The organism is Dactylosporangium sp. CS-033363 (assembly GCF_050942475.1).
Classification (GTDB): Bacteria; Actinomycetota; Actinomycetes; order Mycobacteriales; family Micromonosporaceae; genus Dactylosporangium.
In genome coordinates this window covers 10,229,028-10,253,574 of record NZ_CP192032.1, presented here as the reverse complement: position 1 = coordinate 10,253,574, position 24,547 = coordinate 10,229,028, and the positions used below count along the sequence as shown (strand labels likewise).

Sequence of the window (24,547 nt, the reverse complement as noted above, 5' to 3'; positions counted from 1 at the left end):
AGGCGCACGCGGCGGCGTCGCTAATCCATGAGCGACGAATGCGCAATGGCTGCGCGGCCGGTTTGTCATGGTCAACCGGAGCAGTGCCCGCCTCGTCGGTCTGTGGGGCGCTGGTCACCCGGTCGACAGTAACGGCCAACCCGTTGTCGGTGTTGACAGTTCACCGGACGGGCTACGGTGAGATCGCGTTCAAGGCCCGGGTGGTGGAACGGCAGACACGGCCGCCTTAAAAGCGGCTGCCGCGAGGCGTGCGGGTTCGAACCCCGCCCCGGGCACTTCTTTTTTGCCGCTTTGCGGGACGAAACACTGAGTCTGCTGTGAACATACAGCCGCGCTGTATGGTGCCGGTTTCTCCTGTGCTCTTTCGCGGTACCCTGGTCGTACACGTGAATGAGACGCCCATGGAGGCCGATCGTGCAGAGTTCCAACCCGGTGCTCACCCGCCTTGGCGAGGCGGCGCGGGCTTCCCGTTACGAGACCGGGGTCCAGCCCGGTTACCCGGGCGCGCCCGCGCGCTCAATGACCATGGACGACGTCGTCGTCCGGACCATCGCGCTGCTCGCCGTGACCGGTGTGGTCGGGGCCGGCGCGTGGATCCTGCTTCCCCCGAGCAGCGGCCTGACCTACTTCGCGGCCTTCATGTCCAGCATCGCCGGACTGGTCCTGGGCCTCGTCATCTCGTTCCGCCGGGTCACCAGCCCCGCCGTGATCATCCCCTACGCGGTGCTCCAGGGCGTCGCGCTCGGCGTCTTCAGCCGCGCCTTCGAGAGCTGGTACTCGGGCATCGTCCTGCAGGCCGTCGTCGGCACGTTCGGCATCTTCGCCGTGATGGCGCTGCTCTACAAGCTCAAGGTGCTGCGCGCCACCCCGCGCTTCACCAAGTTCGTCATCGGCGCCCTGATCGGCGTCATGGTGCTGGCCTTCGCCAACTGGCTGTTCTACCTGTTCGGCGTGAACCTGGGCCTGCGCGAGTACACCCAGAACGGCCAGGTCGGCTGGCTGCCGATCGTGTTCAGCCTGGTGATCATCGGCGTCGGGGCGCTGACCTTCATCCTCGACTTCGACGCCATCGAGCAGGGCACCCGCTACGGCCTGCCGGAGAAGTACGCGTGGTACTGCGCCTTCGGCATCCTGGTCGGCCTGATCTTCCTGTACTACGAGATCCTGCGCCTGCTGAGCTACCTGCGCCGCTGATGTCCACCGACGATCAGCTGAGCGCCGCCGTGCGCAAGCTGGTCGGCCAGGTCTCACACTGGACGCCGCCCCGATGGGCGGCGTCCGGTCTGTCTGGGGCCAGCCGGGCCGACCTCATGCACGACCTGGTCCAGTGGATGGCCGACCGCTGCGCCGAGGCCGAGGGCCGCCCGGCGCTGCCCGTCCCGCGGCTGGAGAACGACCTCGCCCTGCCCGACCAGCTCCAGGTGGTCGCGGCCGACCTGCACCGCTTCGCGCCGCCGCCCGTCCAGGACGAGGCGGCAGCGCGCGTCAACGGCCTGCGCGGCGCGTTCGCCTAGGTCAGGTGGGTCAGCAGGTCCTGGCGCGTGATCACGCCGGCCGGCTTGCCGTCGATCAGCACGACCGCGGCGTCCGCCTTCTCCAGCAGCGCCACGGCCTCGGCGACCGGCTGGCCGCCGCCGATCATCGGCAGCGGGTCGGCCATGTGCCGTTCGACCATGTCGTGCAGGTGCGCCTGGCCTGAGAAGAGCGCGTCGAGCAGGTCGCGCTCGGCGATCGCGCCGGCCACCTCGCCGGTGACGACCGGCGGCTCGGCCTTGAGCACCGGGAGCTGCGAGACGCCGTACTCGCGCATGTAGTCGATCGCGTCGCGCACCGTCTCGTTGGGGTGGATGTGCACCATCCCGGGCACCCGGCCGTCCTTGCCGACCAGGACGTCGGCGACGGTGGGGTGCTCGTCGGCGGTACGGAGGAAGCCGTACCGGGCCATCCAGTCGTCATTGAAGATCTTGGAGAGGTAGCCGCGGCCGCCGTCCGGGAGCAGCACCACGACGACGTCGTCCGGGCCGGCCTCGCGGGCCACCTTGAGCGCCGCCGCCACGGCCATCCCGCAGGAGCCGCCCACGAGCAGGCCCTCCTCGCGGGCCAGGCGCCGGGTGAGGTCGAACGAGTCCTTGTCGGAGACCTCGACGATCTCGTCGCAGATGGTCCGGTCGTAGGTCGTGGGCCAGAAGTCCTCGCCGACGCCCTCGACCAGGTAGGGGCGGCCGGTCCCGCCGGAGTACACGGAGCCCTCCGGGTCGGCCCCGACCACGCGCACGCGGCCCTCGGAGGCCTCCTTGAGGAAGCGGCCCGCGCCCGAGATCGTCCCGCCGGTGCCGACGCCCGCCACGAAGTGCGTGACCCGGCCCTCGGTCTGCTGCCACACCTCGGGACCCGTGGTCTCGTAGTGCGAGCGGGGGTTGGCCGGGTTCGCGTACTGGTCGGGCTTCCACGCGCCCGGAATCTCGCGGGCGAGGCGGTCGGAGACGTTGTAGTACGAGCGGGGGTCCTCCGGCGCGACGGCCGTCGGGCAGACCACGACCTCGGCCCCATAGGCGCGCAGGACGTTCTGCTTGTCCTCGCTGACCTTGTCCGGACAGACGAAGACGCAGCGGTACCCCTTGAGCTGCGCGACCAGCGCCAGCCCGACGCCGGTGTTGCCGGACGTGGGCTCGACGATCGTGCCGCCGGGCTTGAGGAGGCCGGCCTGCTCGGCCTCCTCGACCATGCGCAGCGCGATGCGGTCCTTCACGCTGCCGCCGGGATTGAGGTACTCGACCTTGGCCAGCACGGTGGCGGAGATGCCGGCGGTGACGTTGCGGAGCCGGACGAGGGGGGTGTTGCCCACCAACTCGACGACGTTGTCGTAGTAGCGCACGCCGCCAGCGTATCGGGCCCGCGCGGGCTACCGGACGACGTGTCCGGGAATCACGGTCTCCCGCCGCTTCTCCCACTCCAGGAAGCGCTCCAGCTCGTCCATCAGGGCGCCGGCGAAGTACCCGGCCACGGCCAGGTCGTCGACCAGCCCGAAGACCAGCAGGAACGCCTCGGGGACGGCGTCGATGGGGGAGACGATGTACACCCCGGCGACCGCCAGCATCGCCAGCCGCGAGCCGCCGTCGTACTGGCCCTTCATCGTCGCCTTGATCATCCGCGGGATCGCGGCCAGCCGCCGTCCGATCCCGGGGGTGTCCGAGCGGAAGACGCGCGCGAGCGCGGTCCACGCCATTCGCCGTCGCAGCCCACTGTCCGCCATGGTGATCGCCCTCTCTGCCGTGAATCGAATGTAACGGTGCCTGTCACTCCGCGCCGGAGTAAGAATGGCGACATGGATCTCGATGAGGCTCGTGCCGTGCTCGCCGAGCAGCACCAGGCCGTGCTGGCCACCCGCCGCACCGACGGCGGCGTGCAGATGTCGCCGGTCGTGGTGGCCGTCGACGCCGAGGGCCGGGTGCTGGTCAGCAGCCGGATGCCGGCGTACAAGGTGCGCAACCTGCGCCGCGACCCCCGCGCCGCGGTCTGCGTGCTGCCCAACGGGTTCTTCGGCCGCTGGATTCAGGTCGAGGGCGAGGCTGAGATCGTTCCGCCGCCGCAGAGCGTTGAAGGTTTGGTCGACTACTACCGGCGGGCAACCGGACAGGAACATGACAACTGGGACGAGTACCGCGCGGCGATGATCGAGGAACAGCGGGTGCTGATTCGGATCACCCTCGACCGAGCGGGGCCGGACCGGTCCGGATGAGCGACGTTTTACTTGGAGGGCGGGGGTTAACCTCGGGGACTGCGAGGACCCGGGGGAGGAAAGGGCGGGGGCGGTGAAACTGCAGTCGGAGCGGGCGAAGCGGATAGCCACAGCGGCGGTGGTCGGTGGCGGTGGCGTGGCCGGGGCGGGCGCGTTGTTCTACGGGGTGGTGCTGGGCCAGGCGCTGCTGGCGCGCAAGACCATCCCGCAGGTGGTCAGCCCGCCGCCGCGCGCGGACGGGGTCTACGGCTCCCAGTTCGAGGGCGAGCCGCTGCGCCTGGTGGTGCTCGGGGACTCCTCGGCCGCCGGGTACGGCGCGGAGAGCCCCAGCGAGACGTTCGCCGCCGCGGTGGCGGCCGGGCTGGCCGAGCAGCTGCACCGCCCGGTGCGCATGCGCTGCTTCGCGGTCGTCGGCGCCGAGTCCAAGGGCCTCCCGCCGCAGGTCGAGGTGGCCCTGCGGCAGCGCCCGGACGTGGCCGTGATCTGCATCGGCGGCAACGACGTCACCCACCGGGTGCGGATCCCGACGGCGATCGGCCACCTGGTGGACTCGGTGCGCACGCTGCGCGAGGCGGGCGTCGAGGTCATCGTCGGGACCTGCCCCGACCTGGGCACCATCCGCCCGATCCAGCCGCCCCTGCGCTGGCTGGCCCGGCACTGGAGCCGCCAGATGGCCACCGCGCAGACCATCGCGGTGGTCGAGGCCGGCGGCCGGACCGTCTCCCTGGGTGACCTGCTGGGCGAGCTCTTCTACGCCGAGCCCGACCGGATGTTCAGCTTCGACCGCTTCCACCCCTCCGGCGCCGGGTACCTCGCGGCCGCCCAGGCCGTCCTGCCCACGGTCGTGGCCGCGCTCACCGAGCCGGTCCAGCCCGCGGGCGCTCCGGCGGCCCCGGCCCTCGCGGCCGGCGAGGGCGTCCGGTCCCTGGCGCAGGCCGCGGCGGAGGCCGTGCACACCCCGGGCACCGAGGTCAGCGCGGCCCAGGTGGCCGGGCGCGACCGCGGACCGGCGGGCCGCTGGGCCCAGCTGCGCCGGCGGGTCTGGCACCGGCTGCCGCAGCAGGCCGAGCGCACCCCGGACCGGACGGCGGAGCCGGCATGAAGCCCTTTCGGCGGACTTCGGGACGCCCGCCGTTTCCCCGGCGTTGGGACGCGGTTCGGGATTCGTCCGGATTTGCCCCTTGTTCGGGTCACCCGGAGCGTGATTCGATGGACTCGCCCGGAACGGAGGTGGCGGCATGACTGTCGTCAAACGCCTCGCCAAACTCGCGACCGTGACGGCGATCGCGGGCACGGTCGGCGGGGCCGCTGTGCTGGCCGCACAAGCGGTGGCCGCGCGCACCCGCAACTACGCCAAGCCCGACATGCGCCTGGCCATGCGATCCTCGATCGGCGGCCTCGGCAAGCCGCCCATGCGCCTCGTCCTGCTCGGCGACGCGACCGCCCTCGGCGTGGGCGTCGAACGGGTGGCCGACACCGTGGGCGGCCAGCTGGCGGCGCTGCTGGCGGAGGGCGCCACCGGCCGCCGGGTCGAGCTCTCCAGCGTGGCCGTGGCCGGCTCCCGCTCCTTCGACCTGGCCACCCAGGTCGCCCGCGCCCTGGTCGGCCCGATGCCCGACGTGGCCCTGGTCCTCGTCGGCGGCAACGACGTCACCCACCCCGGCCGCGCGGTCGAGGCCGCCGAGCACCTCGGCGCCGCCTGCCGCCGCCTGCACGACGCCGGCATCCCGGTCGTCGTGGGCACCTGCCCGGACTTCGGCGCCCTGCGCGCCTTCGCCCCACCCCTGCGCCAGCTCCTGGGCCTGCGCAGCCGCCGCGTGGCCCGCCTCCAGTCCGCCGCCGCCGGAGCCGCGGGCGCGGTCGTGGTCGACCTGGGTGCGCGCACAGGCGCGGTCTTCCGGGCCGACCAGGGCACCCTCTGTCACGACGGCTTCCACCCCTCGGCCGACGGCTACCGGATCTGGGCCCACGCCCTCCTGCCCGCGGTGGAGGAGGCGGCAGCCCTGCGCAAGGCCGCCTAGCCTTCCACATTGCGCACTTCGTGTGACAATTTGCGCTCACCAAGCGCGATCCCCGCCGGGTTACCTCCAAGTAGCATCGAGCTATGCCGGAAGCTGTCATCGTTGCCACCGCCCGGTCCCCGATCGGCCGTGCCGTCAAGGGATCGCTGCGCGACCTCCGCCCCGACGATCTTGCCGCCACCATCGTCCGCGCCGCGCTCGACAAGGTGCCGCAGCTCGACCCGCGCGCCATCGAGGACCTGTACCTGGGGTGCGGCCTGCCCGGCGGCGAGCAGGGCTTCAACATGGCCCGGGTGGTGAGCACGCTGCTCGGCTTCGACCACCTGCCCGGCGCGACGACCACGCGCTACTGCGCCTCGTCACTGCAGACGACGCGCATGGCCTTCCACGCCATCAAGGCCGGCGAGGGCGACGTGTTCATCTCGGCCGGGGTCGAGTGCGTCTCGCGGTACGCCCGCGGCAACTCCGACGCCCTCCCGCCCGACGCGCAGGCGGCGGTCGGCGGCCCGTGGCAGAACCCGGCCTTCCTCAACGCCTACCAGCGCACGAACAAGCGGGCCGAGGGTGGCGCCGAAACCTGGCACGACCCGCGCGAGGACGGGGAGCTGCCCGACATCTACGTCGCGATGGGGCAGACCGCGGAGAACCTCGCCGAGATCGAGGGCGTGACGCGGCAGGACATGGACGAGTTCGGCGTACGGTCGCAGAACCTCGCCGAGGCGGCCATCAAGAACGGCTTCTGGGCCCGCGAGATCACGCCCGTCACCACGCCGGACGGCACCGTCGTGGCGACCGACGACGGCCCCCGCGCCGGCGTGACGTTGGAGGGCGTGGCCGGGCTCAAGCCGGTCTTCCGCCCCGACGGCACGGTCACCGCCGGCAACTGCTGCCCGCTCAACGACGGCGCCGCCGCGGTGGTCATCATGAGCGACACCAAGGCCCGCGAGCTGGGCATCACGCCGCTCGCCCGGATCATCTCCACCGGCGTGACCGCGATGTCCCCGGAGATCATGGGCATCGGCCCGGTCGAGGCCTCCCGCAGCGCGCTCAAGCGGGCCGGCATGACCATCGACGACGTGGACCTGGTCGAGATCAACGAGGCCTTCGCCGCGCAGGTCATCCCGTCGTACCGCAACCTCGGCATCCCGCTCGAGAAGCTCAACGTCAACGGCGGCGCGATCGCGGTCGGGCACCCGTTCGGCATGACCGGCGCCCGGATCACCGGCACGCTGATCAACTCGCTGAACTGGCACGACAAGTCGATCGGCCTCGAGACCATGTGCGTCGGCGGCGGCCAGGGCATGGCGATGGTGATCGAGCGCTTGAGCTGACCGCCATATGCTGATAAGTCCGATATGTCCGGCGCGCCAGCGCCGGACATATCGTTTTCAGTCCAGCGGCGCCGGCACCGCCACGACGTCGACCAGCGCTCCCTTGCGCAGGACGGTGATGGACAGCCGCGTGCCGATGGCCGGGCCGAGCATCAGCCGGAGCACGTCCTGTACACCCGTGATGGCCTTCCCGCCCGCGCTGAGCACCACATCGCCCACGTAGAGCCCGGCCTGCCCCGCCGGGCTCCCGGGCACCACCTCGGCCAGCCGCAGCGCCTTGGACTGCCCCAGGCGCTCGGCCACCGGCTGAGGGAGCGGCACCGTGGCGCCCGCGACCCCGAGCCACGCGCGACGCACGCGGCCGGTGGACATCAGCTCGGCGAGGATCAGCCTGGTCGTACCGTTGATGGGCACGGCCAGACCCAGCCCGATCCCGGCCACGGCGGTGTTGATCCCGACCACCCGCGACGCCGAGTCGGACAGCGCGCCGCCCGAGTTGCCGGGGTTGAGCGCGGCGTCGGTCTGGATCACGTCGTCGACCAGGCGGGTGTGCCGCCCGTCGCGGACCGGCAGCGAGCGGCCCAGCGCCGAGACCACGCCCGCCGTGACCGAGCCGGCCAGGCCCAGCGGGTTGCCGACGGCCACCACGAGCTGGCCGATGCGCAGGTCGTCGGCGTTGCCCAGGGTGGCCGGCGGCACCTCGGCCTCGCGGATGCGCAGCACCGCCAGGTCCGAGAGCGGGTCGGCGCCGACCACGTCGAAGCGGATCTCGACGCCGTTGGTGAACTCGGCGACGCCCCCGTCCGCGCCCTCGACGACGTGGGCGGAGGTCAGGGTGAAGCCGTCCGGGGTGTAGACGACCGCCGAGCCGGCCCCCTCGCCGCGGCGGCTGCGCACGGTCAGGCTGGCCACGCTCGGCAGCAGGGTGGCCGCCACGGTGGAGACGACCTCGCTGTAGGCATCCATGGACACCAGAACAAAGCCGCGCCGGTACCGCATGCCGCTCCGAATTACGCCAACAGCGATTTCGCCGGGAGGTCGAACCAGCGCAGGGCCTCGAAGTTCGCGGAGACCACGCCCTCCGGCTCTTGGGTCTTGGGCAACGCCTCCACCAGTTCGCGCGCATGGCGCAGATATCCGGACAGGTCCGACTCCGGGGCCCGCTCGTGCCGCGCGGGCCAGGTCAGCTCGCCGTCCTCCGCGTAGCGCAGCTCCGACAGGCGCAGCGGCGGCTCCACGACCCCGTCGCGGTGCTTCCAGAGGCCCGTGTAGGGGTCGAACCGGTACTGGGGCAGCAGCGCCCACCCGTGCGTGGCCACGAGGTGCACGGCGTCGACGATGTAGCGGAACACCGCCTCCGAGATGAAGTAGTTGAAGCTGACCCGCACCCAGCCCGGCTTGATCCCCTCGCAGCCGGCGATGATCTCCTGCTCGAAGCGGTGCGAGCGCTCGATGTCGATGCCGAGCAGCCGGTGGCCGTAGGGGCCCGCGCACGAGCAGCCGCCCCGCGACTGGATCCCGAACAGGTCGTTGAGGAGCGAGACGACGAAGTTGTGGTGGAGGTACCGGCCGCCGGGTCGTTTGATGACGAACGACACGATGGACAGCCGGGGCGCGTCCAGGTTGCCCAGGATCTCGATGTTGGGGTTGGTCTGCCACGAGGCGATGGCCTCGCGCAGGAAGCCCTCCTCCAGGCCGCGGATGGCGTCCGTGCCGACCGCCTGCTTGAGCTGGAACACCAGGCCGGCCCGGATCGACTCGACGATGGCCGGGGTGCCGCCCTCCTCGCGGTGGGCCGGGTCGGCGATGTAGTGGTGGTCGGTCGGGTTGACGTAGTCCACCGTCCCGCCGCCGGGCACGGTCGGCACCCGGTTGGTGAGCAGCGCGCGGCGCACGACGAGCACGCCCGGGGTGCCCGGCCCGCCGACGAACTTGTGCGGCGAGATGAAGACCGCGTCCTTGTCGTACATCTCGATGTCGACGTACGGCGCGGCCGCGGCGAAGTCCCAGAACGACAGCGCCCCGTGCTCGTGCAGCAGCGCCGAGATCGCGTGGGTGTCGGTGACGATCCCGGTCACGTTGGAGGCCGCCGAGAACGATCCGATCTTCAGCGGCCGATCGGCGTGGCGCACGAGTTCCGCGCGCAGCCGGTCCAGATCGATGTGCCCGTTGTGATCCTCGGGGATGACGACGACGTCCGCGATGGACTCGCGCCACGGCAACTCGTTGGAGTGATGCTCGAACGGCCCGATGAACACGACCGGGCGATCCGCGGCCGGGATGCGCTCCGAGAGCTGGTAGCGGTCCTCCAGCCCGGCCGGCACCCGCAGCCCGAGGATGTGCACGATCCTGTCGATCGCCGCCGTCGACCCGGACCCGGTGAAGATCACGACGGTGTCGGCGTCGCCGCCCACCGCGTCGTTGACGATCTGGCGCGCGTCCTCCCGCAGCCGGGTCGTCTGCAGCCCGGTGCCGGACGATTCCGTGTGCGTGTTGGCGTACCGCGGAAGGACCTCGTCACGGATGAACCGCTCGATGAAGTCCAGCGCCCGGCCCGACGCGGTGTAGTCGGCGTAGGTCACCCGGCGCGCCCCGAAGGGCCCCCACATCACCTGGTCGTCGCCGATCACGCCGGCACGTATCCGCTGCAAGAGGGGGTTCTCCATGGCGGCCATCATGGCAGGCGCCACGCCGTCCCCTTTCGTGTGGTCGGGAGAATGTCGCACTGCTTGTCCGCTCATCCGGACGGCTCGACTGTTTAACGTTTCGTCCGGAGGTGCTCAGGCCACCTCATGAGACTGGGGGTAGGGAAGTTGGTCAGTGTTGACCAGTCCGAGCCAACAGACGTCGTCGATCGACTGCTGTGGCGGGACGCCACGCAGATCCTGAGTCGGCACAGCGAGTCCGACGGCGACGGCCAGTGCCTCTGGTGCGGGCGCGAGTGGCCGTGCGCCCCGCGCCGCCTCGCCGAGAACGCCGCGGAGGCGTCCCGGCGCCCGTGGAACGAGGCCTGGACCGCCCGGCACGACCTGTACAGCCTGCGCACGATGCCCGACTGGCGCATCGACCTCGGCCGCCCGCGCGAATCCCGCGGCGGCTGGCATCGCGCCGGCGGAAATCGAGGAACCTTCCTCTGAGCTGATCGTTGTACCAAGCGGAGACTCCGGCGCGCCCCGCCAGTGCAACGCAGTCCCGCGACACAAAAGACCCGCCCGGACGCGGTTGCCGACATGCCTCCGTCGGCTCCGAACGCCTCCGGCCAGGCGTCCTCCCCAGGGATCGGGCGGGTCTTACCCGGCAGGCGAGGGCACTACTTTGTGGTTCCCCCGCATATATCGCGAATTGGTGCCCTCGCCTGCCAAAACCCTCATTGCTCACGGCTTGCCCGCACAGCGAACGGCCCGGAGTCCCGCGACTCCGGGCCGTTCGTGATTTCTTCAAAGCATTCAGTTGTACTGCGATTCGCTCAGTTGTAGTCCGCCACAGCTCAGTTGTAGTCCGCCACGGTGAACGTCGAGCCGCTCGAGATGATCGACTGCATGTAGTTCGCGGCGTTCGGGTTGCTGGTCGACACGGTGGCCGCGTTCACGGCACCGCTGCTCACCACGGTCACGGTGTACGTCCCGTTCGGGACCGGACCGGTGCCGTACACGAAGATCGGCTGGGCGGCGCTGGCGGACGCGGTCTGCGCACTGCTGAGCGCGTTGGACAGCGTCACGGTCTTGGTGTCGGTGAACGCGCTGATGACGGTGCCGGCCGGAACGTTCGCGCCGTACACGGCCTTGCCGACGTCCGTCGAGGCGAACATCGCCGTGGTGGTGGTCAGCGTCTTGCTGTTGTTCGCGCCGGCCGCGTCGGTCAGCGTCTTGCCCGCCGTCAGCGAGTACACGTTGATGACCCCGGCGCCGGTGATGTTGGCCGTCAGTGCCTTGCTGAGCGTCGGCACGCCGGTGCTCGCGTTCACCGCGGTGATCGTGGTGGCCGCCGCGAAGCCGGTGCCGGAGATGGTCAGGCCGACGTCGGTCGAGCTGAAGGTGCAGGCGGCGCCGATGGTGAGCACCGACTGCCCGGAGGTGCCGGCGCAGCCGGTCATGCTGCGCGCCACCGTGCTCGGGAGCGGGCCGTTGCCCATGAGGTACACCGTGCAGATCAGGTTGGTGTCCGTGACCACGAGCACGTCCGCGCACTCCGCGGTCTGGCCGTTGGTCTTGGTCGTACCGGAGCCGACCGGGTTGTACGCGCCCTTGACCAGGTACACGTGCGCCTTGGTGCTGTTGGCGTCGTACACGCCCGTCGCGGCGAAGGTCAGGTCCTGGAAGCCGACGCCCTGGATGTCGAGGTCGGTGCCGGCGGGCTTCGAGTTCGGAGCGGTGTTCGGCGTCACCGTGATGCCGTTGGTGTACGTGAACAGGTTCTTGGTCTCGAACGTCTGCCCGTTGACGGAGACGGCGATCGGCAGACCCGACGCCGCGGCGTGCGGCGGGGTCTGCGCGGTGAACGTGCCCGACGCGACGGTCAGGATCGTCATCGGCGTGCCGCCGACGGTGGCCGTCATGGCGCCCGTGGTGTCGAAGTTCGCACCGGTCACGGTGATCGTGGTGCCACCCTGCGCCGGGCCGGTGGCCGGGCTGACGGAGACGACCGCCGGGACGGTACCCGCGGTGTAGGTGCCGAAGCCCTGGGCGACCAGCGTGCTACCCGTCGTCGCGCTGTAGACGCAGACGTTGTACGTGTTCGCCGCCAGCGGCGCCGGCAGCGTCAGCGCGATCTTGCTCGTCGAGATGAACCGCGTCTGCGCGGCCGTCAGGTTGATCGGCGAACCGCTCGACTGGTAGGTCGCGTCACAGTTGGGGTGGCCGCCACCGGCGGTCGCGTCCTGCAGCTGCGCGTAGGTCGACCCGCTGGTGAAGATCGCGCTGGCCGCGGTCAGCGTCAGCGCGTTGCCACCCGCCGTCGAGCCGTTCTGCGCGCTCAGCGCCACGTTGCCGTTGAGGTTGAACGGCGCCGTCGACATCGTCTCGGCGAGGATGTTGCCACCCGCGTACACGCAGACGTTGAAGTTGGCCGTGAACAGCATCGGGCTGGTCGGCTGGGCCAGCGCCGCCGGCACCTGCACCTTGATCTGGCGCGAGGTCGGCACCTGCACGTTGGCCGCCGGCACGATGACGGCGCCGCCGGTCAGCGCGCCACCCGAGGCACTCGGCGCGGTCGCGCCGGCGGGGGTCGCCGCACATACGGTCGTGGTCGCGGTGATCGCCTGGAACTGCACGGTGTACGTGCTCGGCGAGAACGCGGTGAAGGCCGGGTTCGGCGAGTTGAGCTCGACCGAGTACCCGCCGCCGCTGGCCCCCTTGGTGGGGTTCGGCGTGAGCAGCGGGTCGACCTTGAAGCTCGCGGCGGCCGTGTTGGCGACCAGATCGGACGTGCCGACCGTGGTCCCGTCGTAGGCGCAGACATAGAAGCCGGCCGGCGCGGTGACGTCAGTCGGCAGCGCGAGCGTGCTCGGCACCGTGACGGTCAGGTCGGCGGTGCTTCCCGTGCCCGCCGCGGCCGCCGAGACGATACCCGCGGTGACCGCACCGGCCGTGGAGGCGATCGGCACCTGCGCCTGGTACTTGGCGTTGCAGGCGGCCTGCGACCACTGGACGTAGTTGCTGCCGCTCCACGTGCCGGTGCTCGTGAGGACCGTGTCGTAGGTTCCACCGCTCGGGCCGTGCGACGGCTTCGCCACAATGGTCTCGACGGCCGCGAAGCTGGGAGAGGCGGTCGCGACCAGACCGGCCGCGACGATGCCCAGGGCGACGCCCACACGCGCGGCGACCCTGCCGCCGGGAAGTCGTTTTCTGACTTGCACTTGAGTGTCTCCTCCGTTGAATCCACGGGTTGGGAGTGCTCGGCGGGCGCGTTTCCTGGAGAGGTAGCGCTCAGCATCCGGAACGTCACTCAAAGTAGCAGCGAGATACCCGAAAGAACCTCAAAACTCACAATTCGCGAGTCGGGCTCGTGTTCCCTGTTACGCAATGCGAACGGGCTTTCCCCTGTGGCGCTCGGCCGCGGTCTACACCTTGCCGCGGGTGACGACGACGCGATGGCCGAGGCGGTGGCCGAGCTCCCGCACGAAGCCCGGGTCCAGCGGCGGCCAGAAGACTGTCCGGCCGAGCTCGGTTTCGAGACCGTCCGCCTCGGCGACGCCCTCGGCCGCCAGCCACCGCAGCACCGCGTCGGCGAGCGCAGGCGCCTCACCGGGCGTGGCCTCGACATCGACGACGACCTCGAACGTGGAACCCACGCGCGCACGCTATAACGTCATGGCGGGAACGGAGGGCGGCGCATGGCGGTCGAGCGGGTCTTCCACGTCCGGGACGCGCCGGACGGGCCGGCGGTGACGCTCCGGTGGATCGGTACCACCTGGCTGGCGCGCGGCCCCCAGTACCGCCGCCGCCGGGCCCTGGTCGCGATCGGGGCCGTGCTGGGCACGATCGGTGGCGCGGCGGCCGTGGTGTGGGTGCTCAGCGGCGCCGCCGCGCACAGTTCATCGCGCGGCGAGGATGTGGTCGGTTACCTGTACGCGGCGCTCGTTGTCCCCGGCGTGTTCTGGGGGCGGCACTGGCTGCGCCACGCCCCCACCCATGAGCGCGATGCCGGGCGCGGAGGCTTCGTCGTCGGGCCGGTGGTCCTCGTGCTTCTGCCGCTGGCGGTCGGCTTCGGGCTGGGCGTCATCCCGGGGCTGTTCGGCGAGCAGTATCCGGGCGAGGAGCGAGCCCGCCGGGCGACGCTGCAAATGCGAGCGGGCGCCCCGGAAGGCGCCCGCTCGGAACGTTGACAGGGGATCAGGCCGGCAGGGTGCCGACGCCGATCGGGCAGGTCATGCCGTTCGGGCCGTGGTTGCAGTAGCCGCCCGGGTTCTTGGCGTCCGAGAGGTACTGCTGGTGGTAGTCCTCCGCGTAGTAGAACGGCCCGGCCGGCGCGATCTCGGTCGTGATCTCGCCGCGGCCCGCCGCGCGCACCACGGGGGCGAACGCGTCGCGCGAGCCCGCCGCCGCGTTCGCCTGGGGCGGGGTGGTGGTGTAGATCGCCGAGCGGTACTGGGTGCCCACGTCGTTGCCCTGGCGCATGCCCTGGGTCGGGTCGTGGTTCTCCCAGAACGCCTTCAGCAGCGTCTCGTACGAGACCTTGGCCGGGTCGTAGACGACCTGCACGGCCTCGGTGTGGCCGGTCTGGCCCGAGCAGGTCTCCTCGTACGTCGGGTTCTTGGTGAAGCCGCCCTGGTAGCCGACCGCCGTGGAGTACACGCCGGGGATCTCCCAGAAGATGCGCTCGGCGCCCCAGAAGCAGCCCATGCCGAAGTAGGCGACCTCCAGGCCCGCGGGCCAGGGGCCGCGCAGCGGGGTGCCGAGGACCGTATGCGAAGCGGCTACCGGGATCTCGGTGTCGCGCCCGGGGATGGCCGACTGGGCGGTCGGCAGGTCGAGCTGCTTGGTGTACCGCAGAAACACGATCCACTCCTTAAGACTTGAGGCTCTCGGACTCAAGTTTGCCGCGAAAATCGCCGCAAGGCCTTATGAGCTCATTACGGCGGAGACCTTCTCCGCGTAGGACAACGCCTCGTCGTCGGACGCGTATTTCGTCCTCGGCCAGAAGAAGCCCTTGAGGCCGTCGCCCTTGGTCCTCGGTACCACGTGGGTGTGCAGGTGGGCGACGCTCTGCGAGACGCGGTTGTTGATCGCGACGAACGTCCCGCCCGCCGACAGTCCGGTCTCGACGGCCGCGGCGATCTTCTGGACGAACCCGAAGTACCCGGGAATGTCTGCAGGGTCGAGATCGGTCAGCGTCACCACGTGGGTCTTGGGCACGACCAGCACGTGGCCCTTGAACACCGGGCGGACGTCCAGGAACGCGGCGGCGGTGTCCGTGGACGCCACCAGGAAGCCGGGGGCGGCGCCCGACGCGATCGAGCAGAACAGGCAGTCCGACACGAACGCCAGACTAGCCGCGACTAGGGTCCACCTATGACCCACGGCTTCGAAACGCTCGCCATCCATGCCGGGCAGGAACCGGACCCGGCCACCGGTGCCGTCGTGCCGCCGATCTTCCAGACCAGCACCTACGCCCAGGACGCCGTGGGCAGCCCGCGGCAGGGGTACGAATACAGCCGCACCACCAACCCGACGCGCGACGCCCTGCAGGAGTGCCTCGCGGCGATCGAGGGCGGCCGCCGCGCGCTGACGTTCGCGTCCGGGCTCGCGGCCGAGGACACGCTGCTGCGCACGGTGTGCCGGCCGGGCGATCACGTGGTGATTCCCGACGACGCGTACGGCGGCACGTTCCGGCTGTTCTCCAAGGTCGCCGAGCGCTGGGGCCTGAACTGGACCGCCGCCTCGATCCACAGCGTCGACGCGATCCGGGCGGCGATGACCGAGCGGACCCGGATCGTCTGGGTGGAGACGCCGACCAACCCGCTGCTGGGCATCGCCGACATCGCGGCGCTGGCGCAGGTCGCGCACGATCGCGGCGCGCTGCTGGTGGTCGACAACACCTTCGCCTCGCCGTACCTGCAGCAGCCGCTGCACCTGGGGGCGGACCTGGTCGTGCACTCGACGACGAAGTACCTCGGCGGGCACTCCGACGTGGTCGGCGGCGCGCTCGTCGGCAGCGACGAGGGCCTGCTCGGGGAGCTGGCGTTCCACCAGAACGCGATGGGCGCGATCAACGGGCCGTTCGACGCCTGGCTGACCCTGCGCGGGATCAAGACGCTCGGCGTGCGGATGGACCGGCACTGCGACAACGCCGAGAAGGTCGTCGAGTTCCTGTCCAGGAACAAGGACATCAAGCAGGTGTTGTACCCGGGCCTGCCCGACCATCCCGGCCACGAGACGGCGGCCAAGCAGATGCGCCGCTTCGGCGGGATGGTCAGCTTCCGCGCGCAGAGCGAGGAGCACGCCGTCGAGATCTGCAACCGCGCCCGGCTCTTCGTGCTCGGGGAGTCGCTCGGCGGCGTCGAGTCGCTCATCGAGCACCCCGGACGCATGACCCACGCGAGTGCCGCCGGGAGCCCGCTGGAAGTGCCAGGGGACCTCGTCCGGTTGTCCGTCGGAATCGAGACGATCGACGATCTTCTGGCCGATCTGGAGTACGCGCTCGCTCGTTGACACACTTGACCGCACCGCCACCCGGGTACGGAAAGGTGTCCTCATGCCGGCACGCGCAACCACGTGGGTAGGGAGCACGGCCAAGGAGATCGCGCGTGCGGTACGGCGCGGTGACACCTCGGCGACCGCGGTCGTCGCGGACCATCTCGACTCGATCAGGGCGTACGACCGGATCGTCGGCGCCTTTCGCGAGGTGCGCGGCGGGGCGGCGATCGCCGAGGCGGAGATCGTCGACGACCAGCCCGATCTGGCCAACCTGGCGCTGGCCGGGGTGCCGGTCGCGGTCAAGGAGAACGTGGCGGTCGCCGGGCTGCCCACCTGGAGCGGCTCGGCGGCCGCGCGCAGTCCCGTCGCCGACCGCGATCACGAGGTGGTCCGGCGGCTGCGCGGCGCGGGCGCGGTCGTGGTCGGCGTGACCCGCATGCCGGAGCTGGGCATCTTCGCCACCACCGACGACGCGGGCACGATCACCCGCAACCCGTGGCGCACCGACCGCACGCCGGGCGGCTCCTCCGGCGGGTCGGCGGCGGCGGTCGCGGCCGGGCTGGTGCCGATCGCGCACGGCAACGACGGCCTCGGCTCGATCCGCATCCCGGCCGCCTGCTGCGGGATCGTCGGGATCAAGCCGGGCCTGGGCGCGGTGCCGGCCGGGATCGGCGGCAACGACTGGTACGGGCTCGCCGAGAACGGCATCCTGGCCACCACGGTCGCCGATGCGCACCTGGGCTTCAGCGTGCTGTCCGGCCGTACGCCGCACGCGCTCACCGAACCCGCCCGGCTGCGGGTCGCGGTGTCCGCGCGCAGCCCCGTCGCCGGCGTGTTCCCGGACGCGGGGGCGCGCAAGGGCCTCAGCGACGCGGTACGGCTGTTGCTCGCCCACGGCCACGGCGCCGTCAAGGCCGATCCGGTCTACACCCCCGCCCTGGCCGCCCGGGTGCTGTCCACCTGGTTCGCCGGGGCCGCGATCGACGCCGCCGAGCTGGACCGGGCCGCGCTGCAGCCGCGCAGCCGCCGCCACGTGGCCCTCGGCGAGCGGGCGATCGAGCGGGGCCTGGTGCGCGCGGCCGACCGGGCCGCCTGGCGCGAGCGCTGCCAGCACTGGTTCGCCGACGGCGGCTTCGACGTGCTGATCACCCCGGCGCTGGCCGGCCCGGCCCCGTCCGCGGATCGCTGGTCGGCGCGCTCGTGGGCGGCGAACATGATGGTCAACACGCGGTACGCGCCCTACGCGGCGCCGTGGAACTTCGCCGGCTTCCCGGGCCTGGTCTTCCCGGTCGGCGTGCGCGCGGACGGGCTGCCCGCCGCGGTGCAGCTGGTCGGGCCGCCCGGCGCCGAGCCGCTCCTGCTCGCCCTGGCCGGACAGCTCGAGCAGGCCGCGCCGTGGCGCCGGCACGCGCCGGGCTGGCCCCGGATGGCGGCGCGGCGCCGATGATCCGGGCCCTCGCACACTGGGCGAACGCCGCGATGGTGGCCGTCGCGGCGGCGGCCCTGCTCAATCTCGGCATGGCCTTTCTGCCGTTGGCGGACCTGCATGCGGTACACCATCCGGGCCCTGAAACCGCCGCCCTGGCGACCACGTTGCGACTCGTCGGCTGGGCCGGGCGCGCCGTGCTGCTGCTGACGGCGGCGCTGGTGTGGATCGGCTGGGTGAGCCGCGCGCGGTCCAACCTGGTCGCCTTCGGGGTGCGCTCGCACCGGGTCGTCGACAGCGTCGGCCGCGCGCCCGAGCCGCGCCGCCACATGACGCTGCTGACCTGGGCGTTCTGGGGCACGTCGCTGGTCGGGGCGGCGACGCTGCTGGTCGCCTGGCTGGCCGGCCGGGAGACCGCGGCCGAGATCGGGCTGGTGCGCACGCAGGCCCGCGACGGGCGGGCGGTCGACGACGCGCTCGCCGGGCACCTTTTCGGAAGAGAGCTGCTCCTGTACCTCCCGTCGGCGGCGCTGTTCGTGCTCGCGGCGGGGTTCGCGGTGCTGATCGTCGCGCATGTCACCAGCGCGCAGTACGGCCGGGTGGCGCGGCTGCGGGCCCGCGACTCCGTCCTCGCCGAAGGTGGGACCATCAGGGCATGACCGTTTCAGCGGATCTCGTCACCCTCACCGAGATCGAAGCGGCGCGGAAGCTGCTGGCCGGCGTGACCCGCCTGACCCCGGTGGAACCGAGCCGGCCCCTGACCGCGAAGCTCGGCGGCCCGACCTGGCTGAAGTGCGAGAACCTGCAGCGGGCCGGGTCGTTCAAGGTCCGCGGGGCCTACGTGCGGCTGGCCCGCCTCTCCGACGAGGAGCGCCGCCGCGGGGTCGTGGCGGCGAGCGCCGGCAACCACGCCCAGGGCGTCGCGCTCGCGGCGGCCCTGCTTGGCATCGCCAGTACCGTCTACATGCCGCTCGGCGCCCCGCTCCCCAAGATCGCCGCGACCAAGGGCTACGGCGCGGCCGTCGAGTTCGCGGGGTCCACGGTGGACGAGGCGCTGGTGGCGGCGCAGGAGTTCGCCGAGCGTACCGGCGCGGTGTTCATCCATCCCTTCGACCATCCGGACGTGATCGCCGGGCAGGGGACCGTCGCGCTGGAGATCCTCGAGCAGGTGCCCGAGGTCAAGACCGTGATCACCGGGGCCGGCGGGGGCGGGCTGATCTCGGGCGTCGCCGTGGCGATCAAGGCGCTGCGGCCCGACGTGCGGGTCATCGGCGTGCAGGCGGCGGAGGCGGCCGCGTTCCCGCCCTCACTGGCCAAGGGGCGGCCCGTGCGGCTCGGCGCGTTCGGGACGATCGCCGACGGCATCGCGGTCGGGCGGCCCGGGGACATCACGTTCGCGCACGTGTCCAAGCTGGTCGACGAGGTCGTGACGGTGACCGAGGAGGACATCTCGCGGGCGCTGCTGATGCTGCTGGAGCGCGGGAAGATGGTCGTCGAACCGGCCGGGAGCGTGGGCGTCGCCGCGTTGCTCGCGGGCGTGGTGCAGGTGGAGACGCCGGTGGTGGCCGTGCTGTCGGGTGGGAACATCGATCCGATGCTCATGGTGCGGGTGATCGAGCATGGGCTGGCGGCCGCGGGGCGGTACCTGACCTTCACCGTGCGGTGCGGGGACCGGCCCGGGCATTTGGCGAAGCTGCTGACGTACATCGCCGAGCAGGGGGCCAACGTCGTCGACGTGGCGCATCGGCGGCAGGATTCCCGGCTGCAGCTCGGGGAGGTGGAACTCGGATTCTCGGTGGAGACCCGGGGTTCCGAGCACTCCGACCGCTTGATCAATGCGCTTCGGACGGCGGGCTACACGGTCACGTTCGGCGTGTAGCCCGTTTCGTCCGATTTATCAGCCCCCGAAGGGCTCGAACTCGATGACCTTCACCTTGATCGCGGCGCCGCTGGGGGCCGTGTAGGTCACCACGTCGCCGCGCTTCGAGCCGAGGATGGCCTTGCCGAGGGCCGACTCCGGGCTGTACACGGTCAGGTCCGTGGTCGCGGCGATCTCCCGCGAGCCGAGGAGGAACTTCTCGGTGTCGTCCTCGTCGTCGTCGAACTGGATGGTGACCACGGTGCCGGGCGCGACGGCGTTCGAGGTCGGCGCGTCGCCGACGACCGCCTTGCGGAGGAACTCCTTGAGGTACAGGATGCGGCCCTCGGCCTTGCCCTGCTCCTCGCGGGCGGCGTGGTAGCCGCCGTTCTCGCGCAGGTCGCCCTCTTCGCGGCGTGCGTTGATCTCGGCGGCTACCGCCGGGCGGTTGGCGATGAGCTCGTCGAGCTCCGCCTGCAGCCGGTCATAGGCGTCCTGCGACAGCCAGGTGGTGGCCTGGTTGCCGTCGGTGGTCGACACTGAAGATCTCCTTACGGGCACGCTCGGTCAAACTACTAACGTACCAGTGACTCGCATCACCGCCGCCACTTCAATTTCATCGCTGTTTGAGGGGCGAACACGCCGGGACCTCGACCGTGACCGGGCGGTCGCTCGTGGCCAGGCGGTATGTGACGAACGCCTCGGCCCCCTGCGGCACGTCGACCTGGGCCAGGCCGACCTCCTCGCCGGCGGCGTTGCGCGCCCGCACGCTGCAGACGGCGCGCTGGTCGGGCTCCTTGCGCACGACGAACTCGACCGAGATGCCGTCGTCGGTGATGTTGTAGAAGCGCTGGACCTGCGGCTCGAAGTCCTGCGGCCCGTACTGCTGGTACAGCTGCCACGCGATCGCCAGCCCCGCCGCCGCCACCACGGCGGCCAGCGCGAACACCAGCCAGCGGCGCCGCGGCTGCGGCTCCCGGCGGCGGCCGTAGCGGCCGGGCGGGTACTTGACTGTGGCGTGCGTCTCTTCTGGTGCTGTCACGGGAGTGCGTCCTCGTCGTTTTTTGTCAGAGGTACTGACCACAATAGGGTCGGAATGTCGCCGCGCCTCGCGGCGGGTCTCTCTGGAGGGATAGCTCGTGACCGAGCAGTTGCGCTTGATGGCGGTGCACGCACACCCCGACGACGAGTCGAGCAAGGGTGCGGCCGCCATGGCAAAGTACTCGGCCGACGGGGTCGACGTCCTGGTCGTGACCTGCACCGGCGGGGAGCGCGGCAGCGTGCTCAACCCGAAGCTCGACCGCCCCGAGATCTGGGAGAACATCGCCGAGATCCGCCGCGCCGAGATGGACCGCGCCCGCGAGATCCTCGGCGTGCGCCAGGCGTGGCTGGGCTTCGTCGACTCGGGCTTCCCCGAGGGCGACCCGCTGCCCCCGCTGCCCGAGGGCTGCTTCGGCCTGATGGACCCCGAGGTCGCCGCCGAGCCGCTGGTGAAGCTCATCCGCGAGTTCAAGCCGCACGTCATCACCACCTACGACGAGCGCGGCGGCTACCCGCACCCCGACCACGTGATGACGCACAAGGTCAGCGTGGCCGCCTTCGAGGCCGCCAACGACCCGGAGCGCTTCCCGGACGCGGGCGAGCCGTGGCAGCCGCAGAAGCTGTACTACAACATGGGCTGGTCCCGGAAGCGGATGACCATGCTGCACGAGGCCATGCTGGAGGCGACGGGGGAGTCGCCGTACACCGAATGGCTGAAGCAGTGGCAGGAGCGGCACGACGGCGAGGAGTACCCCGACGCCGACCAGCGCACCACCACCCGCGTCCCGTGCGGCGAGTTCTTCGAGGTCCGCGACGACGCCCTGCGCGCGCACGCGACCCAGGTCGACCCGGACGGCTTCTGGTTCGCGGTACCGCTGACCATGCAGCAGAAGATCTGGCCCACCGAGGACTACGAACTGGTCAAGTCCTTCGTCGAGACCAGCACGCCGGAAGACGATCTCTTCACCGGCGTAAGGTGACGGTATGGGCGCGTTGGACGTTCTGGCCGAGAACAACTTCGGCGACACCCGCTCCGGGGGCCTGGCCGGCCCCATGGGGCTGCTCATCATCGTGCTCCTGGGCATCGCGACGGTCTTCCTGATCCGCAACATGACCATGCGGATCCGCCGCCTGCCGGCCGAGTTCCCCGACCCGGACGCCCCGAAGAAGGGCGACCAGGCATCGGACCCGGCCAGTCCCCCTGAGTAGTGCCGGTCGATGATCTGAGTTAGAAACGCATCGTTGGCCACTGTTGTCCCCATCCCGCGTGGCTTAGCCTTCACGAGGTGCGCGTTCCACTTGCCGAGCGCGCATCCCTGTGGAGCAGGGGAAAGGGGCACCGGTGACGGCCAACAGCCTCCTGGCATCCCGCCTCGTCGCAGCGCGCTGTAGGTGGTGCGGATGACCGCCCCGGTGCGTGCCGACCGCTCCCTGCCGACGCGCCTGATCGCGCTCATGGTGACCGTCGCCGGTCTCGGCGTCGTCGCCGCTCTGGTGGCCGCCACCCGCCTGCCCGAGGGCGCGGTCGCGGCCGCGTTGAATCGGTTCAGTGTCGACAGGCTGCCCGCGGTGCCGACGGCGGTCCTGGTCGGCGCGGCCGTCGCCATGGTCTCCCAGCTGGCCCGCCTGCGCGTCCGCGCCGGCGGCGGCCTGGCCCGGCTGGCCTGGGGCGAGGCCGCGGTGGTGGTCCTGCTCGCGAGCCTGCCGGCCGAGCTGGTCCCGCCCGTGGCGCTGCTCGGCTTCGCCGCCGCCCACGCCGCCCTCCACGTGGTCGACGCCCGCGCGACCCGCGCCCGCCCGGTGCGCGAGAGCATCTATGGCGTCGCCGCGCTGACCGTCGGCGCCAGCCTGGCCACCCTCGTCATGGTCGTGATCTGGGGCAGCGGCCCGGACCGCGAGGGCCTGCCGACCCGCTTCGTGGCCGCCCTGTGCGCCGCCGCGGCGGTCTACTTCGTGGCCACGTTCGCCCTGGTCGTCCTGCGCATCGTGGCCGCGGGCGGCGACCTGCGGGCCACCGTCTCCACCATGGTCACCAGCACCCCTCTGATGCTCGTCGGCAACGTGGCCGTCGGCCTGGTGATCGTCTGGGCCTGCGCGACGAGCGGCTTCCTGCTCCTGCTGCTCCCGCCGGTCCTCTGGCTGATGCACCAGTTCTACGCGAACCGCATCGGCGAGGACGACGAGCGCCGCACCTGGTCCGAGTTCGCCGACGTGGCCCGCGACCTGAACCGCCTCAACGAGCGCGACGCCGCCAGCGCCGGTATCACGGGCGCGATCCGCCTCTTCCACGTCCCCGCGGCCCGCATCGTCCTGTCGGGCGGCCGCGCGCACGGCGAGCTGCCGCCGGGCCCGTACACGAGCCGCCCGCTGACCGTGGGTACGGTCGCGGTGGGCGAACTCCAGCTGGCCGGCCCCGAGCCGCAGCGCCCCCGCGACCGCCTGATGCTGGCCACCTTCGGCGACGCCCTGGCCGCCGCGCTGCACGACGCGATCACGCATGGCGAGCTGCGGGCGATGAGCGAGCGCACGACGTACGACGCGGTGCGCGACCCCCTGACCGGCCTCCTGAACCGCGCCGCCCTGCTGGCCCGAGGCAACCTCCAGCTGGCCGCGCGCGCTCCGGGCGCTCCGGTGGCCCTCCTGCTGCTGGACGTCAACGACTTCAAAGAGGTCAACAACGCCCTCGGCCACACCGCCGGCGACGAGGTCCTGAAGGTCATCGCCGGCCGGGTCCAGGACTCGTTCGACTCCCCGTCCTCTGACTTGTGTGCCCGTTTGGGTGGCGACGAGTTCGCCATCCTCATCACCGACATGGCCACCGGCGCCGACGACCTGGCCCTGGCCGCCGCGGTGGAGCGCGCCCGCAAGCTGGGCGCCCAGATCGCCGCCCCCATGGAGATCGACAGCGTGACCCTCTCCAAGGAAACGTCGATCGGCGTCGTGGTCGCCCCGGCCGGCTCGGCCGACCTCACGGAACTCCTGCGCCGCGCCGACATCGCGATGTACCAGGCCAAGAACGGCGCCCAGCCGGTCGCCTGGTACGACCCGGCCCGCGACGACGCCAGCACCGACCGCCTGGCCCTCCTCGCCGAACTCCGCGAGGCCCTGAACGCCCCCGGCGACGGCCAGCTCACCCTGGAGCTCCAACCGGCGATCGCCCTGGTGCCGGGCTCGACCCCACCGGTCGTCTCCAGCGGCCCCGTCCCCGGCCGCTCGATCCCGAGCCAGCGCACCCCGGGCAAGCCGGCGGCAGCTGCCGCCGCCGTCCCCGCTCCCGTCACCGGCGTCGAAGCCCTGATCCGCTGGCGCCACCCCCGCCGCGGCCGCCTGATGCCCGCCCAGTTCCTGCCGGCCGTAGAGGCGAGCGAACTGATCGGCCCCCTGACCCACTGGGTCCTGGAGCGAGCCATCTTCCTGGCCGCAGGTTGGCGCCGGGCGGGCCTGGCGGTACCAGTGGCCGTCAACATCTCGGCCCGGAGCCTCGCGGAGCGCCAACTCCCCGAGACGATCAACGACCTCCTGGCCCGCCACCGCCTCCCCGCCGAGTTCCTGGTCCTGGAAATCACCGAGACCGTGATGCTCTCCAACTCCCCGGTGATCGACGACGTCCTGTCGCGGGTCCAACGCCTGGGCGTACAGCTGGCGATCGACGACTTCGGCACCGGCTATTCGGCCTTCACCCTCCTGACCCGAGTCCCGGTCCAGGAGGTCAAAATCGACCGCGAGTTCGTGGCCCAGATGCTCGACTCCCCGAAGGCCGGCGCGATCGTCCAAACCACGGTCGACCTGGCCCGCCGCATGGGCCTGCGCGTGGTGGCGGAGGGCGTGGAAAACCCGGAACAGCGAGCCCGCTTGACGGAGTTGGGCTGCACGGCGGCGCAGGGCTTCCTGTTCTTCCCGCCGTTGTCCCCGGAGGGCCTGCAGTCCGTCCTCCGCGAACGCCGCCAGGTCCAACGCCGCCACTTGCGGTCCGAAGGCACGGGCTGACCTCTTCCTC

General features: G+C 71.5%; 25 protein-coding genes and 1 tRNA gene. 16 read left to right on the top strand and 10 right to left on the bottom strand.

The features are described from left to right. The first annotated feature begins 194 nt into the window (after positions 1–194). From ACQPZ4_RS47290 to ACQPZ4_RS47280, 3 genes are all read left to right on the top strand, one after another. Positions 195–275, top strand: a tRNA-Leu gene (locus ACQPZ4_RS47290). A gap of 139 nt (positions 276–414) precedes the next feature. Beyond that, complete coding sequence (locus ACQPZ4_RS47285; protein WP_433052126.1) at positions 415–1,194, top strand: Bax inhibitor-1/YccA family protein; 780 nt, start codon at positions 415–417, stop codon at positions 1,192–1,194. Next, positions 1,194–1,514: a hypothetical protein gene (locus ACQPZ4_RS47280; RefSeq protein WP_433052123.1), complete on the top strand. Its 321-nt coding sequence runs from the start codon at positions 1,194–1,196 to the stop codon at positions 1,512–1,514. The genes ACQPZ4_RS47285 and ACQPZ4_RS47280 overlap by 1 nt, the downstream gene beginning before the upstream one ends. Here the strand turns inward: ACQPZ4_RS47280 and ACQPZ4_RS47275 are convergent. Then, entirely contained in the window at positions 1,511–2,875 is a 1,365-nt protein-coding gene (locus tag ACQPZ4_RS47275; protein WP_433052120.1) for a cystathionine beta-synthase, read from the bottom strand. The genes ACQPZ4_RS47280 and ACQPZ4_RS47275 overlap by 4 nt on opposite strands. A gap of 27 nt (positions 2,876–2,902) precedes the next feature. Then, positions 2,903–3,226 (bottom strand): YkvA family protein, encoded by a 324-nt coding sequence (locus ACQPZ4_RS47270; RefSeq protein WP_433052117.1) that lies wholly within the window; start codon positions 3,224–3,226, stop codon positions 2,903–2,905. A gap of 99 nt (positions 3,227–3,325) precedes the next feature. Here ACQPZ4_RS47270 and ACQPZ4_RS47265 point away from each other — a divergent pair, with 99 nt between their 5' ends. From ACQPZ4_RS47265 to ACQPZ4_RS47250, 4 genes are all read left to right on the top strand, one after another. Further along, complete coding sequence (locus tag ACQPZ4_RS47265; RefSeq protein ID WP_433052115.1) at positions 3,326–3,739, top strand: PPOX class F420-dependent oxidoreductase; 414 nt, start codon at positions 3,326–3,328, stop codon at positions 3,737–3,739. 73 nt (positions 3,740–3,812) lie between these two features. Further along, positions 3,813–4,841 carry an SGNH/GDSL hydrolase family protein gene (locus ACQPZ4_RS47260; RefSeq protein ID WP_433052112.1) on the top strand — a complete coding sequence of 343 codons (1,029 nt, stop codon included), beginning with the start codon at positions 3,813–3,815 and terminating at the stop codon, positions 4,839–4,841. 136 nt (positions 4,842–4,977) lie between these two features. Then, positions 4,978–5,760, top strand: coding sequence for an SGNH/GDSL hydrolase family protein (locus ACQPZ4_RS47255; RefSeq protein WP_433052109.1), 783 nt, complete (start codon positions 4,978–4,980; stop codon positions 5,758–5,760). 83 nt (positions 5,761–5,843) lie between these two features. Then, the gene (locus ACQPZ4_RS47250; RefSeq protein ID WP_433052106.1) at positions 5,844–7,091 is read left to right on the top strand and encodes an acetyl-CoA C-acetyltransferase; all 1,248 of its coding nucleotides are present in this window, start codon (positions 5,844–5,846) and stop codon (positions 7,089–7,091) included. Positions 7,092–7,148: 57 nt separating this feature from the next. Here the strand turns inward: ACQPZ4_RS47250 and ACQPZ4_RS47245 are convergent, their stop codons facing one another. Next, positions 7,149–8,057 (bottom strand): S1C family serine protease, encoded by a 909-nt coding sequence (locus tag ACQPZ4_RS47245; RefSeq protein ID WP_433052103.1) that lies wholly within the window; start codon positions 8,055–8,057, stop codon positions 7,149–7,151. Positions 8,058–8,101: 44 nt separating this feature from the next. Next, positions 8,102–9,757, bottom strand: coding sequence for an aminotransferase class V-fold PLP-dependent enzyme (locus tag ACQPZ4_RS47240; protein WP_433052100.1), 1,656 nt, complete (start codon positions 9,755–9,757; stop codon positions 8,102–8,104). Positions 9,758–9,904: 147 nt separating this feature from the next. Here ACQPZ4_RS47240 and ACQPZ4_RS47235 point away from each other — a divergent pair, with 147 nt between their 5' ends. Further along, positions 9,905–10,228: a hypothetical protein gene (locus tag ACQPZ4_RS47235; protein ID WP_433052097.1), complete on the top strand. Its 324-nt coding sequence runs from the start codon at positions 9,905–9,907 to the stop codon at positions 10,226–10,228. A gap of 350 nt (positions 10,229–10,578) precedes the next feature. On the opposite strand, the gene ACQPZ4_RS47230 is transcribed toward ACQPZ4_RS47235, so the two are convergent. Together ACQPZ4_RS47230 and ACQPZ4_RS47225 are read right to left on the bottom strand one after the other, a co-directional pair. Next, positions 10,579–12,900, bottom strand: a complete 2,322-nt coding sequence (locus ACQPZ4_RS47230; RefSeq protein WP_433052094.1) for an IPT/TIG domain-containing protein — start codon at positions 12,898–12,900, stop codon at positions 10,579–10,581. Positions 12,901–13,149: 249 nt separating this feature from the next. Beyond that, complete coding sequence (locus ACQPZ4_RS47225) at positions 13,150–13,380, bottom strand: hypothetical protein (protein WP_433052091.1); 231 nt, start codon at positions 13,378–13,380, stop codon at positions 13,150–13,152. Between the two features lie 42 nt (positions 13,381–13,422). Between ACQPZ4_RS47225 and ACQPZ4_RS47220 the strand changes: the two genes are divergently transcribed. Further along, positions 13,423–13,914 carry a hypothetical protein gene (locus tag ACQPZ4_RS47220; RefSeq protein ID WP_433052088.1) on the top strand — a complete coding sequence of 164 codons (492 nt, stop codon included), beginning with the start codon at positions 13,423–13,425 and terminating at the stop codon, positions 13,912–13,914. A 7-nt stretch (positions 13,915–13,921) separates the two neighbouring features. On the opposite strand, the gene msrA is transcribed toward ACQPZ4_RS47220, so the two are convergent. Together msrA and ACQPZ4_RS47210 are read right to left on the bottom strand one after the other, a co-directional pair. Continuing rightward, entirely contained in the window at positions 13,922–14,587 is a 666-nt protein-coding gene (msrA, locus tag ACQPZ4_RS47215; RefSeq protein WP_433052085.1) for a peptide-methionine (S)-S-oxide reductase MsrA, read from the bottom strand. 63 nt (positions 14,588–14,650) lie between these two features. Continuing rightward, complete coding sequence (locus tag ACQPZ4_RS47210; RefSeq protein ID WP_433052082.1) at positions 14,651–15,067, bottom strand: HIT family protein; 417 nt, start codon at positions 15,065–15,067, stop codon at positions 14,651–14,653. 33 nt (positions 15,068–15,100) lie between these two features. Between ACQPZ4_RS47210 and ACQPZ4_RS47205 the strand changes: the two genes are divergently transcribed. Genes ACQPZ4_RS47205 through ilvA form a run of 4 tightly spaced genes read left to right on the top strand, consistent with a single transcriptional unit; the run spans position 15,101 to position 19,530 of the window. Continuing rightward, the gene (locus ACQPZ4_RS47205) at positions 15,101–16,240 is read left to right on the top strand and encodes a cystathionine gamma-synthase (RefSeq protein ID WP_433052079.1); all 1,140 of its coding nucleotides are present in this window, start codon (positions 15,101–15,103) and stop codon (positions 16,238–16,240) included. Between the two features lie 43 nt (positions 16,241–16,283). Beyond that, positions 16,284–17,672, top strand: a complete 1,389-nt coding sequence (locus tag ACQPZ4_RS47200) for an amidase (protein ID WP_433052076.1) — start codon at positions 16,284–16,286, stop codon at positions 17,670–17,672. Then, complete coding sequence (locus tag ACQPZ4_RS47195; RefSeq protein WP_433052073.1) at positions 17,621–18,310, top strand: hypothetical protein; 690 nt, start codon at positions 17,621–17,623, stop codon at positions 18,308–18,310. Before ACQPZ4_RS47200 ends, ACQPZ4_RS47195 begins: the two co-directional genes overlap by 52 nt. Further along, positions 18,307–19,530, top strand: a complete 1,224-nt coding sequence (ilvA, locus tag ACQPZ4_RS47190) for a threonine ammonia-lyase (protein ID WP_433052070.1) — start codon at positions 18,307–18,309, stop codon at positions 19,528–19,530. Before ACQPZ4_RS47195 ends, ilvA begins: the two co-directional genes overlap by 4 nt. An 18-nt stretch (positions 19,531–19,548) precedes the next feature. Here ilvA and greA read toward each other — a convergent pair whose 3' ends face one another. Next, positions 19,549–20,049: a transcription elongation factor GreA gene (gene greA, locus ACQPZ4_RS47185; protein ID WP_433052067.1), complete on the bottom strand. Its 501-nt coding sequence runs from the start codon at positions 20,047–20,049 to the stop codon at positions 19,549–19,551. A 76-nt stretch (positions 20,050–20,125) separates the two neighbouring features. Further along, a complete protein-coding gene (locus ACQPZ4_RS47180) occupies positions 20,126–20,551 on the bottom strand; it encodes a DUF4307 domain-containing protein (protein WP_433052064.1) in 426 nt (141 codons plus the stop codon). A gap of 97 nt (positions 20,552–20,648) precedes the next feature. Between ACQPZ4_RS47180 and mca the strand changes: the two genes are divergently transcribed. From mca to ACQPZ4_RS47165, 3 genes are all read left to right on the top strand, one after another. After that, entirely contained in the window at positions 20,649–21,530 is an 882-nt protein-coding gene (gene mca / locus ACQPZ4_RS47175; RefSeq protein WP_433052061.1) for a mycothiol conjugate amidase Mca, read from the top strand. 4 nt (positions 21,531–21,534) lie between these two features. Then, positions 21,535–21,759 (top strand): hypothetical protein, encoded by a 225-nt coding sequence (locus ACQPZ4_RS47170; RefSeq protein ID WP_433052058.1) that lies wholly within the window; start codon positions 21,535–21,537, stop codon positions 21,757–21,759. Positions 21,760–21,951: 192 nt separating this feature from the next. Beyond that, positions 21,952–24,537 carry a putative bifunctional diguanylate cyclase/phosphodiesterase gene (locus ACQPZ4_RS47165; RefSeq protein WP_433052055.1) on the top strand — a complete coding sequence of 862 codons (2,586 nt, stop codon included), beginning with the start codon at positions 21,952–21,954 and terminating at the stop codon, positions 24,535–24,537. Positions 24,538–24,547: the final 10 nt, after the last annotated feature.